10 protein-coding genes are annotated in these 13,107 nt (G+C 35.8%); 6 read left to right on the top strand and 4 right to left on the bottom strand.

All coding sequences use genetic code 11. From position 1 onward, the window contains the following. Positions 1-18: 18 nt before the first annotated feature. The 4 genes from ACHRV5_RS21895 (at position 19) to ACHRV5_RS21880 (ending at position 3,312) form a co-directional block, all read left to right on the top strand. Positions 19-534 carry a nuclear transport factor 2 family protein gene (locus ACHRV5_RS21895; RefSeq protein ID WP_395428232.1) on the top strand — a complete coding sequence of 172 codons (516 nt, stop codon included), beginning with the start codon at positions 19-21 and terminating at the stop codon, positions 532-534. A 105-nt stretch (positions 535-639) separates the two neighbouring features. Beyond that, positions 640-2,106: a serine hydrolase gene (locus ACHRV5_RS21890; RefSeq protein WP_395428230.1), complete on the top strand. Its 1,467-nt coding sequence runs from the start codon at positions 640-642 to the stop codon at positions 2,104-2,106. Between the two features lie 116 nt (positions 2,107-2,222). Then, positions 2,223-2,639 (top strand): DUF6157 family protein, encoded by a 417-nt coding sequence (locus ACHRV5_RS21885; protein WP_047778961.1) that lies wholly within the window; start codon positions 2,223-2,225, stop codon positions 2,637-2,639. Positions 2,640-2,859: 220 nt separating this feature from the next. After that, the gene (locus tag ACHRV5_RS21880) at positions 2,860-3,312 is read left to right on the top strand and encodes a hypothetical protein (protein ID WP_395428228.1); all 453 of its coding nucleotides are present in this window, start codon (positions 2,860-2,862) and stop codon (positions 3,310-3,312) included. Between the two features lie 125 nt (positions 3,313-3,437). On the opposite strand, the gene ACHRV5_RS21875 is transcribed toward ACHRV5_RS21880, so the two are convergent. After that, complete coding sequence (locus ACHRV5_RS21875; protein WP_395428226.1) at positions 3,438-5,822, bottom strand: penicillin acylase family protein; 2,385 nt, start codon at positions 5,820-5,822, stop codon at positions 3,438-3,440. Positions 5,823-5,939: 117 nt separating this feature from the next. Between ACHRV5_RS21875 and ACHRV5_RS21870 the strand changes: the two genes are divergently transcribed. After that, positions 5,940-7,496 carry a hypothetical protein gene (locus tag ACHRV5_RS21870; protein ID WP_395428224.1) on the top strand — a complete coding sequence of 519 codons (1,557 nt, stop codon included), beginning with the start codon at positions 5,940-5,942 and terminating at the stop codon, positions 7,494-7,496. Between the two features lie 179 nt (positions 7,497-7,675). Then, positions 7,676-9,481: a hypothetical protein gene (locus tag ACHRV5_RS21865; RefSeq protein ID WP_395428222.1), complete on the top strand. Its 1,806-nt coding sequence runs from the start codon at positions 7,676-7,678 to the stop codon at positions 9,479-9,481. Between the two features lie 49 nt (positions 9,482-9,530). On the opposite strand, the gene ACHRV5_RS21860 is transcribed toward ACHRV5_RS21865, so the two are convergent. The 3 genes from ACHRV5_RS21860 to queA all read right to left on the bottom strand — a co-directional run bounded on the left by ACHRV5_RS21860 (position 9,531) and on the right by queA (position 12,578). Continuing rightward, positions 9,531-9,965 carry a glycine zipper family protein gene (locus tag ACHRV5_RS21860; protein ID WP_047778966.1) on the bottom strand — a complete coding sequence of 145 codons (435 nt, stop codon included), beginning with the start codon at positions 9,963-9,965 and terminating at the stop codon, positions 9,531-9,533. Positions 9,966-10,063: 98 nt separating this feature from the next. Continuing rightward, positions 10,064-11,344 carry a kynureninase gene (gene kynU, locus ACHRV5_RS21855; protein WP_395428220.1) on the bottom strand — a complete coding sequence of 427 codons (1,281 nt, stop codon included), beginning with the start codon at positions 11,342-11,344 and terminating at the stop codon, positions 10,064-10,066. A 184-nt stretch (positions 11,345-11,528) separates the two neighbouring features. After that, positions 11,529-12,578, bottom strand: coding sequence for a tRNA preQ1(34) S-adenosylmethionine ribosyltransferase-isomerase QueA (gene queA / locus ACHRV5_RS21850; protein ID WP_047778968.1), 1,050 nt, complete (start codon positions 12,576-12,578; stop codon positions 11,529-11,531). Positions 12,579-13,107: the final 529 nt, after the last annotated feature.

The following is a 13,107-nucleotide window of genomic DNA, read 5'->3' as shown; positions in this document are numbered from 1 at the left end:
ATTTAAAAAACAGTAATCATGATGCCGATGATAAACCTACTCGTTCTCTTTATGCTGTTTTTAAGCAGAGAAACATTAGACCAGACAAAAAACGAAGATTTAGAAGCAGAACTTTTAAAAACTGACATCATCCGAATGGACAGCCTACTCTTTGGTATTGCATTCAATCAATATGATGCTGCTCTTTTCAAAAAAATAATAAGCGATGACGTCGAATTTTATGATGATCGATACGGGTTAAACGTTCCTTATGGCGGTAAAATAAAAGCTTTAATTGGAAATTATGCAAGACCCGAAAAAGTAATCCGAAAATTAAACTCCTGTACTATAACTAAATTAGGAGATTTTGGTGCTTTACAATTGGGCGAACATACCTTTTTTGCCAATGACATTCCACAAGCAACGGGAAAATTTATTCATATATGGGAACGAAAAGAGAACGACTGGAAATTGAAACGAATCGTTAGTTATGAACACAAATCTTTCGAAAATAATACTCCATTAAATTTTAATACTTCCTCGTTTATAAAATAAAAAAAACGGATTGATAGTGAAACTAAATGTAAAACCAGTCGTCTAACAAATTAGTCTGCAGGGATGCAATTATTTATTAACTTTAGACACTAACCATCAATCATCATGAAAAAACAATTGAACCGTTCTTTATTTAAATCATTTGTAATTTGCTTTATTGCACTTTTCACCTTCAACCTCTCTTTTGCTCAAGACAAGGCTAAAAAAATAGATCAGCTAATGAGTTTATACAACCAATACGGCCAATTTAACGGATCTGTATTAGTTGCAGAACACGGAAAAATCATCTTCAAAAAAGGATACGGACAGGCCAATATGGAATGGAATATTCCCAATCAGACTGACACCAAATTCAGATTGGGTTCGATCAGCAAACAATTTACTGCTTTCTTAATTGTAAAACTGGCAGAAGAGGGCAAAATAAAACTGGATGCTCCAATCACCACTTATCTATCGGATTACCCAAAAGCAACGGGCGACAAAATAACAATTCATCATTTGCTTACGCATACATCGGGAATTCCAAATTATACCTCGGTTCCTAAATTTCTGGAAGAAAAAAGCAAAGAACCTTATACCCCGCAAGAGTTTATAAAAACCTTTGAAAATCTGCCACTTGAATTTACACCAGGCGAAAAATTCAGATACAGCAATTCGGGTTATTTTCTATTGGGTTATCTTATTGAAAAAATCACTCAAAAAACCTATGAGCAATATTTACAGGAAACTATTCTGACTCCTTTAAAAATGGCAAATACCGGTTACGACCACAACGAAATTATTCTAAAAAAGCGAGCTGCAGGTTATGAAAAACAAGGCAAAAAACTCATTAATTCGTCTTATATTGATATGAGTATTCCGTATGCAGCAGGTTCTTTGTATTCTACTGTAGAGGACTTATACCTTTGGGACCAGGCATTGTACACCAATAAATTACTGTCAGCTGCTTCTATAGATTCCTTATTCAAACCTTATATCAGCTTCGGTGATGAGTCTTATGGATACGGGTGGTTTATCGATGAACTTTTAAACAGCGATAAAAGCAAATTAAAAATAGTAGAACACGGTGGAGGAATCAATGGATTTAACACTCTAATATCCCGTGTTCCGGCAGATAAAAATCTCGTTGTTTTATTGAACAATACGGGAGGTACTGTTTTGGGTGAAATGAATACTGCGATCAGAGCTATTTTATACAATCAACCTTATAATCAAGCGAAAAAATCAATGGCACTTGAATTGTCAGAGGTTTTTAATACAAAAGGGCTAACCGCAGGAATTGACAGCTACAAAAAACTAAAAGCTGACCCGACCTACCGCATCAAAGAGGGAGAGATGAATAACGCGGGGTATCAATTATTGCAAAGCGGAAAAACAAAAGAAGCGATAGAAATGTTCAAAATCAATGTGGAAGCTTTCCCTAAAGTTGGAAATGTTTATGACAGTTTAGGAGAGGCTTATTTGAAAGACGGCAACACCAAGTTGGCGATCGAAAATTACACAAAATCGGTAACACTTGATCCCTCAAATGAAAGCGGGAAAAAGGTTTTGGAGGAAATTTCTAAAAAATAACAAAACAATAATCGTTAGTTAGTAAACTCCGATCGCATAGATTTAACCGCTATACGATCGGAGTTTTTAATTGAAAATCATTATTTTAGCTTACTCTTTATTAATAACTAGACCAGATGAAAGTTCATACCACAAACTACGAAAACACTTTTATTGAAGTAGCGGAAGATTGTCCCGCTGCCGGTGGTGAAATTCCGAGACAAAAAGGCGAAGCCAAAACTATTGCCACTATCGAGTTTGACCTGATTCATGCTAATCCTTATAAATATTCGTCAGACGATGTTCTGTTTCAGGTTTTCGCCGACAAAAATGATTTAACCCAATCAGAATATGAGGAAGCCCGTGAGAAATTCTTTTCGAAAGGACAGGCGTGTCTGCGTGCCTCTCCTTTGACCAAAAGGTATGGCTGGGGTATACACAATAACGAAAAAGGGAAAGTGGCTCTTTACGGAATGGAAACTGAAGCATACCAAAAACTGTCTAAAGACCAAAATCTAAAAATCGTAAAAGCCATGCGAACCTCCCGAAAATAACATTAAAAGACCCATATCCGATTACAGGTAATCGTTCTCTTACGAACTCCGATACGACACTTTTTAAAGCTGTCGTATCGGAGTTTTTAGTTTGAAAGTGTTCTTTTCATTGGACATTTAAAACAAAAAATACTATTTTAGCGTGCCCAAAAAAAATCTTATAATCTCAAATCACCCCAGTTACAACTGTACAAGTTGTATCTAATTTTAAAAATAACCTATGAAAAATTTAAAAAAGCATTCCCTTTCGGTTTTAGTATTTTTATTGTTTGTTCCAGCGATTTGTAAGTCACAAACCTCTTCTAATGCCATACCAATGCCCTCACAGCAAAACACAATCATAATCAACCGAATTATTGAGGCTACCAATTACAAAACTTATTTTGTTGATTATTGTTTGAGCAAAATAAATGAAACGGCGTCTAAAGAAAAATGGAACGATCAAAAAACCATAGAAATAACAGAAACCATCAATTTTAAAAACTTCAGAGATGCTGTTTATAATATGTTTGCCTTTTATAATGAAGTAGAGCTTGAAACCTTATTAAAGACCTACGAAAAAGACAACGGTTACCAAACCACAAACGCAATGACAACAAACAAGGTACTGCTTAATAATCTTGATATTTACACCCGGGATATTGTTAAAGGGAAATATTTAGTGTCTAAATAAAAAAATGGGGATAAAAGTTTTCGAACTTTTATCCCCATTTTTTTTAGGTTTGGAGGTGCAAAGGGTGAAAGAAAAAGTCTTGAGGTGAAAATTTTCACTTCTGACATTTTACATTTCACTTCTCACTATCTCGGCTTTAAAACCAACTTAGTCGAAGTCTTTACAATTTCCTCTTTATTCAATTTCATTTTTCTAAACTTTCCTGCATTGTACATTTCTGCCTGATCGTCGTAATGTTTGCTGAACGGATTTCCTGATTGCCCTGTTGGCAAGATGCTCCAACTGTTTTCTATATCCGAGAAATCGACCACTCTTCTTGTAGACGGACCACCTTTTACATGGTATTGACCTTCCGTATTTAATCCGAAGAATAAATTATTAATTACCTCATTGGTTCCCGGTGAAGCGTAAGGACCAACATTGAATAATTTTCGCAATGCTGCTACTTTTCCTAACGGGTGTTCGTGTTCAACAGTATGTACTTTAGCCCACTTCCAATCTGAAACTTGATTTCCCAATTGCTTTTGAAGGGAGCCTATAGCGTCATGAAACGATTTTGAAACAATCTCATTTCTGGTTTCTTTTACCTTTTGAGTTTTGATATTGTCCCACCATACCGAATTCTCATTGACAATCTGTCTGGCAATAATCTGTTTTCCGATATGTGTCCCTAAGAATAAATCAAAATTCTCCTTGCCCATTTCGTCTTCAAAGGTATTTTTCAAATAGAGATAAACCCATTTGCTGTAAATCGTTGGTGCAACGTCTTCGAGATTATTGGTTCCTTTCCATGATTTTAAAACCGTAATGGCTTGCTGTTCTTCTGTTGAAAGTTTACTGTTGTCTAAACTCGAAATTAAATTCTGAACTGTCCCTGCTGCAACCGGAGAGGTATTATCGTAAATCATTTTACTGATCGCTTCTTTATCCCAATCTGATTTGGCATCCATTAACTGCGAAATTCTTTTAGCACGATCTTCCGGCAAATAATATCCCGGATACAAATAACCGTCAACCGCTTCGGGCTGATTGTTTGCTGAATACACATACCCCCACTTTGGATTTTCGGAAGACGGATTTTTCTCAAAATCCAACTGTTCTGTAATATCATCTTTTCCGCTGGCACCGTCTAAAATAAAAAAGGAGTTCACACCTTTATTGTGTTTGTACAATTTTCCTGTTGCCCACCAGGCCACATTTCCTTTGGCATCCCCATACATTACATTTAATCCCGGCGCTGCAATTAACTTAACTGCTTTTCTAAAATCATCTTTGTTTTTAGCGTGCGAAATTCCGTAAACAGCATCCAAAATCTGGATTGGCTCTCTGGTATACGTCCACGACATGGCAATCGGATTTTTTTTATCCAAATGATCTAATATATCATTCATAATCGGTCCGTGTCGACTGGATTTAATAGTCATAACAATGTCTGATGTATCTTTAACTTTGATCGTCTTTTTTCTGGTTTCGTAAGCACTAAAACCTGTTGGAGTTTGGTATTGATTGGCATCATCAGCTTTGTTTTTCTCCTGATAGAAATCAATATCATCATTTTCAAACATGGTTAACCCGTAGGCATAATTTCGGTTGTGCGCCAATAACGGAAAAGGTGTTCCGGCCAGATAACAACCGTACAACTCAAAGTCAGGAGCAATCAAATGCGCTTCGTACCAAGTTGCGGGCTGGGAAAATCCGATGTGCGGATCATTAGCAAAAATCACTTTACCGCTTTTCGTTTTCCGTGGACCTGCAACCCAACTGTTACTTCCAATAAAAGGTGGAATTGGCGATTTGTCCAGCAAGGCAGCAACCGATTTTGCAACCGCCGTATATTCTTCTAAATTTTCTTTTGAACTTTTAAGCTGCGTGGTATTAAACTCTCCTTCAATCCCTAAATCTTTTACATATTCAACACCATATTTATTGCGAATATTAGTCAATAACGGATCCGTTTTCTGCGCCATCGCAAAACTAAAAGACATATATCCGAAAATATTGTAAACATCTTTTATCGTAAACTTTTCCTTTTTTACACCTACCAACGTAAACTCAATCGGAGTTACTCCTTCTTCGAGATACTGATTAATTCCATCTAAATAGGCCATCGTTAACTGATAACTCGGACTGTTTTTGTCTAATTTAGAAATGGCTTTGGCCGAAGCCTCTTCGATTCCGATTCCGGAGAAAAATTTATCGTTTTTAAGCGCTACCGAACCAAAAATCTCAGACAATTTTCCCGGTGCAATACGACGTAACAACTCCATTTGCCACAATCTTTCCTGCGCATGCACATAACCCAAAGCCGTCATCGCATCTTTTTCTGAACTCGCATAAATATGAGGAACACCAAAATCATCAAAATAAACGGTTGTTTCTTTTTCCAGATTATTAAGTTGTAATTCTCCTTCATACTTGGGTTTCAGGTGAAATATATAACCACACAACCCAATTCCAAGAGCAACAATTACGACCAATAAAACCAACAGGATTTTTTTAATTTTTCTCATATTCAAAAAAGTATAACAGACAGACAATTTAGTAATCATGTAATTTAAAAACGGAATCATATAAAAACCATTCTTTATAAAAGTTTAAATTTATGTATTAAAGTTAACACAATAATAATGTCTATCTACAAAAAAATAGCAATCGGTATCATTTTAGTCTTTGTTTTTGTGCTTTTAGCCAATAGCGGTCTTAATTATTGGATAAAAAAACAACTGCCAATCATTATTCATGAGAAAAACAAAACCGCCTATCATATCAATTATGAGAAAATCGATGTGGCATTACTGTCCAGGAATATCCATGCGTACACCTTAGTCGTTCATCCAAAAAACCAGCCTAAGGACAGTAAAAATGGACTTTTCACAAAAATTGAATCTATTACAATTAAACATTTTAACATCTGGGATTTGGTCTTTCGTAATGTTATTCAGGCCGAAAGTATTATCATCAACAAACCCCGTATTATTTTATACAAAAAAGGCACAAAGCTTTTAAACAACAGCAAAAGTATCGAGACAGAAATCATTGCTCCTTTCCGAAAAATAATAGCCGTTTCCAACGTTTACCTTAATGACGGCGCCGTAGATGTTGTTTCCTTACAAACAAGCAAACCGATCTTTACGATCAAAAAAGTTCTTTTGAAACTCGAAGGTATTTTGATTACCGACGCTACATTACAAGAAAAAATTCCGTTGCATTACAAAAAATACACCTTGGTTTGTGACAGCTTATATTACAAACCCAGCTCCTTTTATCGTATTACAATCGGCAAGATTAGTACCGAAAATAACTTTTTAAAAATCAATCAATTCTCGGTTTTACCGGAATATTCGAGAAAAGTCTTTGTGCAAAAACTGGAAAAAGAAAAAGATATTTATACCCTAAAGCTTGACTCCGCGCATCTGAACAACCTGAAATGGGGTTTCAAAAACAACCGTTTCTTTTTTAATGCTTCTTCTTTGGTTGTAAACCATCTGGATGCGAATATTTACCGCAGTAAAATACCAAAAGACGATTTAAGCAAGAAGCCTTTGTATAATGCTTTGCTGCGAAAAATTAAATTCCCGATGAAAATTGATTCTTTACAAATCCGAAAATCAAAATTGGTTTATGAAGAAGAGATCGATTTCTCTAAAGGCCCGGGTATTTTAACTTTTGATCATTTCAATCTTCAAACCACTGCGATCCAAAGTGGTTTTGAGTTAAAAAAAGCGGATGATACCAAAATTACGGTGGATTGTCAATTCATGAAAAACTCGGCTTTGCATGTTAATTGGAGTTTTAATGTTTTGGACCCGAAAGACAGCTTTCATATTCAGGGAAGAATCTCCAATTTTGATGTGGCGGCTTTGGCTAAATTTACCAAGCCCTATATAAATACTTCTTTTACGGGAACTTTTAAAACGTATCAATTTAATTTTTATGGAAACGATAGCAATACAACCGGAAATGCCTCTTTAGTTTACGATGATTTAAAAGTAACCCTTTTTCAAAAGAAGAATCCTGAAAAGAAAGCCAAACTCAAAACGGCTATAGCCAATATAATTCTGAAAAATGATTCTGATGAAAAGGCCAAAAAAGCTGCTGTGGCATTAGATCGCATTCCCGAGAAATCGTTTTACAATTTTTTATGGCGTGCTATTGCTGAATCTTTGAAAAAAATTCTGGTTTAGAGGTATCGACCTTGTAGCTATCATAAGTTTACGTTTTACACCTACAAAGTCGAAAAAGACCTTACAGGTGCAGAACATTTTAAAATTTTAAATATTAATCGAATTCAGGTTAAAGATGATATTTATCAGCTTTTTAGCGGATCTTTTTTCCAACATTTGCTTTCTTAACGTAAAAGTAAATGACACAGAAAAATCTACACACTTTTCATATTCCGGTAATGGGGCTTGCTTATACTATAGACAGTCCGATTCGGGTTGCGCAATATGGTATTTCATCTGTAATCTCTATTGCCGATGATGAGTTAATCGAAAAAATGAGGCTTTTTTACAGCACAAAATTCAATCAGCCCTATCAGGAAATAAGTCAAAAAATTCAGGATCACCGTGCGGAACGCATCACTTCTTATCTCAATTTAGTCGATAAAATTGTAAAGCAAAAATTTCAAAATTTCAAAACAGAATTGGCGGAGAGCAAAGCAGTTCTTGAGAATTTCATGGCCATGTTACCGAATACCTCCATCATCAAAAAAGGTTTTCAGAATTTACTTGAGGATGGAATTTCTTTCAAGGAAAATATTCAAAATTATATTGAATCGCATCTTTCGGCGGGTGCTATTGATGTCAATATTATGACAAAACTCGATAAAGACAATTTTGTCAGGAATACCCAACTTCCGATTGCGTTTAATGATGCTCATGCTGCTTTAAGAGGTTTTGCGAACAGCAATCTCGATTCCTCTATCGTATTGTCGGCCGGAATGAACCCGAGACTTTTTAGCTATTTTGAGAGTTTCCCTGATTTTTATCCCGATCCAAACAATGCACTCAAAAAGAAAATTATTCTAAAAGTTAGTGATTTTCGTTCGGCTATGATTCAGGGTAATTTTTTGGCCAAAAAAGGGCTTTGGGTTTCTGAATACCGCATCGAGTCTGGTTTGAACTGTGGCGGACACGCTTTCGCTACGGATGGATTGCTCTTAGGGCCAATTTTAGACGAATTCAGGCAGAAAAAAGAACAATTAGTACAATCGTCCCACGAATTAATGATTAAGGCATTACAGCAAAAAAACAAATCTTTTCCTGAACAGGCTTTAGCGACAAAAATTACCGTTCAGGGCGGGGTTGGAACTGCCGAAGAACATGACTTTTTACTAGAAACCTATCAAATCGATTCGATTGGATGGGGCACTCCTTTTTTACTGGTTCCCGAAGCTACTTCTGTCGATCAGGAAACCAGAAGCTTATTGATCAATGCCAAAGAAGAAGATCTTTATTTAAGTCACATTTCGCCTTTAGGAGTTCCTTTCAATTCATTGAAAAATTCGACAAATGAACTACTAAAACAAAAACGTATTCAGGAAAACAAAGCAGGGAGTTCTTGTCCCAAGCGATTTCTGGCTTTAAGCAAGGAATATGATCCAACAGGAATTTGTACGGCTTCAAAAAAATACCAAGACATAAAACTGGCGGAACTGGAAAATTCAAAAAGCACGATTTCAGATTCTGTTTATGAAAAAGAAAAAACAAAAATCACCGAGAAATCTTGCTTATGTGTTGGTTTGGCTAATGCCAGTTATCTGGAAAATGAGATTAAAATAAAAGGGCAGGCTCAGGGTGTTGTAATCTGTCCAGGTCCCAATATGGCTTATTTTGATCAGGAAGTTTCCTTAAAAGAAATGCTGCAACATATTTACGGAAACAAATCGGTTTTGCGAATTTCGAATCGCCCCAATCTATTGGTAAAAGAGCTAAAAATGTATTTGGATTACCTTAGAAATGAAATTGAAAACACTACAGAGGAAGTTACTTCCAATCAATTAAAAAAATGGAATACTTTTAAATCCAATCTATTTAAGGGCATTGAATATTATCAAAATTTATTGGAATCAACCTTATACTTTAAAGCTGATTTCAACCAAATTAAGGAGCAATTTAATTCTTATAAAGTAGAGCTAACGGAAATTAAAGTTCCTGAACATTGCTAAAAACGGAAAGCCCCGGGTTCAACTGAACTCAGGGCTTTTATATTTAAATTTACTCTTTTTTATTTTTTTTGGAATCTATAATCGCTCCTGTTCCGGCACCAATTCCGGCTCCGGCCAATCCTCCGATCACAGCTCCTTGTCCCTTTTTCTTACTCACTGCTGCTCCCGTAATAGCGCCTACTCCGGCACCAATTACAGCGCCTTTTGCCGCAGAACTCCAGCCTTTCTTTTTAGCAGTTGGTGGTGGCGTTGCTCTTTCGTCACGCTGCTCATTCATCACGACTACTTTCTGAGCTTCTGCTTTTTCTTTTTCACTTTCCAATCTGGCCATTTCAACCTTCATTGAATCGATAATCCTTTGCTTGCTAATCTCTACTTTCATCGAATCAATACTGGCTTGCTTTGCCTTATTGAGATCCATCTTATCCTGATTTTGACAGGAAATGATCATTAAGGTTACAATTAGTACACATACTGTTTTCATGTTGTTGGATTTTACATTTATACCCTACAAAATAAAGCAGAATACCAAACCCATATGTTATAGGATTCGGTCGAAAAATTACAGAATTACACGATTGCTTATTGTTTGGCTAAAATCCCTTTTTTAAGAATTTGTCCAAAATCATACATGTCTTCATAAGAACAATACAATGGTACTGGGGCTAAACGAATTACATTAGGTTCACGCCAATCTGTTATAACGCCATTTTTCATCAAATAGTCAAATAAACTTCTTCCTTCGCCATGTAAAAAAACAGACAATTGTGACGCTCTTTCTTCTGGATTTGAAGGTGTAATAATTTCGAAAGTACTCGCTACTTCTTTATCGATCTCTTGTAAAACAAATTCTAAGTAAGCCGTAATATGATCTCTTTTAGCAATCAGCGCCTCCATACCTACTTCGGCAAACATTTCTACGGAAGCCAAATAGGGAGCCAATGAAAGTATCGGTAAATTACTAATTTGCCATCCTCCTGCTCCATTAACAGGGTCAAAAGTCGGTTCCATTTTAAAACGACGTTCTTTATTATGTCCCCACCAGCCTGCAAAACGAGGTAAGTCAGGATTAGTATGGTGTTTTTCATGCACAAAACAACCCGAAGCATTTCCCGGTCCTGAGTTCATATATTTATAACTGCACCAAGCTGCGAAATCTACCTTCCAGTCGTGCAGTTCCAATTTGATGTTTCCGGCAGCGTGTGCCAGATCCCAACCTACTTTTGCTCCTGCCTTATGTCCTGCTGCAGTAATGGTTTTGATGTCAAAAACCTGTCCGGTGTAATAATTTACTCCACCTATTAAAACCAAAGCCAGTTCATCACCCACTTCTTCTATTTTTGCCAAAACATCTTCCAGACGAATATTGTGTTCTCCTTCACGACGTTTGATTTCTACAATCGCGTCTTCGGGTTTATATCCATGAAAATGCACCTGACTTTGAAACATGTACTGATCGGAAGGAAAGGCTTTTTCTTCGCAGATAATTTTATAACGCGTTGCGGTTGGCTGATAAAAAGAAACCATCAATAAATGCAAATTCACCGTTAAAGTATTCATCACCGTTACTTCTGAAGGTAAAGCTCCAACAATTTTACTCAGCGGTTCTGCAAATCTTTCCTGATAATCCCACCAAGGTTTCTGCGCATAAAAATGACCTTCAACAGCAAGTTCTGCCCAATCATTCATTACTTCATCGATATAGGCTTTGGTGCGTTTTGGCTGTAATCCCAAAGAGTTTCCGGTAAAATAAATCACCCGTTTATCGTTTACTTTTGGAAAAATGAATTGCTCCTGATACTTATTTAAAGCATCTTGTGAGTCAAGTTGTTTCGCGAATTCGCGTGTATTTAGAAAAGTCATTGTTTTTGTTTTGTTTGTAAAAATAGGAAAATGTTTTTGTTTGTCTCAGGTTTCAGGTTTCAAGTTTCAGGTTTCAGGTTTTCGAACTTGAAACTTGAAACCTGAAACAAAAGAAACAAAACCTTCCCAAAAACAAAAAACCCATCATTAACGATGGGTTTTCTTATTTTAATCTTATTTCTAATTAGATGATCAGCATGGCATCACCGTAAGAATAGAATTTGTATTCTTCTTTGATTGCTTCTTCGTAAGCTCTTTTCATTAAATCATGACCACAGAAAGCTGAAATCATCATTAATAAAGTAGATTTCGGTGTGTGGAAATTTGTAATCATACAGTTCGCAATACTAAAATCGTGAGGAGGGAAAATAAATTTATTCGTCCATCCTTCGTAAGGATTTAAGGTATTTTGAGAAGATACAGAACTTTCGATCGCACGCATTGAAGTTGTTCCAACGGCACAGATACGTTTTCTGTTTGCTTTTGCAGCATTTACAATATCACAAGCTTCCTGATTGATAATCAATTCTTCTGAATCCATTTTGTGCTTAGACAAATCTTCTACCTCAACCGGGTTGAAAGTTCCTAAACCAACGTGTAATGTTACTTCAGCAAAGTTTATTCCTTTGATTTCTAATTTTTTCAAAAGGTGTTTTGAGAAGTGTAAACCTGCAGTTGGTGCCGCTACAGCTCCCTCTTCTTTTGCATAAATAGTTTGGTATCTTTCAGCATCTTCTGCTGTTACCTCTCTGTTGATGTATTTTGGGATTGGAGTTTCTCCAAGTTCTGTTAATTTATTTCTGAATTCTTCATAAGAACCATCATATAAAAAACGTAATGTTCTACCACGAGAAGTAGTATTGTCGATTACCTCAGCAACTAACGAATCGTCATCACCAAAATAAAGTTTGTTACCAATTCTGATTTTACGGGCCGGATCAACCAAAACGTCCCAAAGACGTTGCTCAGAATTTAATTCTCTCAATAAGAAAACTTCAATTCTTGCTCCTGTTTTTTCTTTGTTTCCGTACAAACGTGCCGGAAAAACTTTAGTATTGTTAAGAATCAAAACGTCTCCATCATCAAAATAATTGATAACATCTTTGAACATTTTGTGCTCTATAGTTTGTTTTTGACGGTCAATTACCATTAAACGAGACTCGTCTCTGTTTTCTGCTGGAAATTCGGCTAAAAGTTCTTTCGGTAAATTAAACTGAAAATGTGATAATTTCATATTTGAATTGTTGATTTTAGAATGTAGAATTTAGATTTTTTATCTAAAATTATAAATCGAGTGCAAATATACGATTGTGAGATAGGCGTTGTCAAGTGTTTTGCTGTTTATTTTCAAAAGTCCTTGATTTACTGCCACTTTGACCTTATTAAAAAAGGTGTTTTTTTAACCATATAAGTGATATCAGTTCATTTTAACTAAACCTTATGATTGGAGTGCTCATTTATCTATCGCGGATATCTCAAAATGTGTGTTTTTTTAAACCATATAAGTGATGTAAGTTCATTTAAACTAAACTTTATGATTGGAGCGCTCACTTATATATTGCAGACATCTCAAAATGTGTGTTTTTTAAACCATATAAGTGAGGTAAGTTCATTTAAACTAAACTTTATGATTGGGGCGCTCACTTATATATTGCAGACATCTCAAAATGTGTGTTTTTTAAACCATATAAGTGAGGTAAGTTCATTTAAACTAAACTTTATGATTGGGGCGCTCACTTATATATTGCAGACATCTCAAAATG

It is taken from the genome of Flavobacterium sp. FlaQc-52, assembly GCF_044007495.1.
Taxonomy (GTDB): Bacteria; Bacteroidota; Bacteroidia; order Flavobacteriales; family Flavobacteriaceae; genus Flavobacterium; species Flavobacterium cupriresistens.
This window is presented reverse-complemented; position numbering and strand designations above follow the sequence as displayed.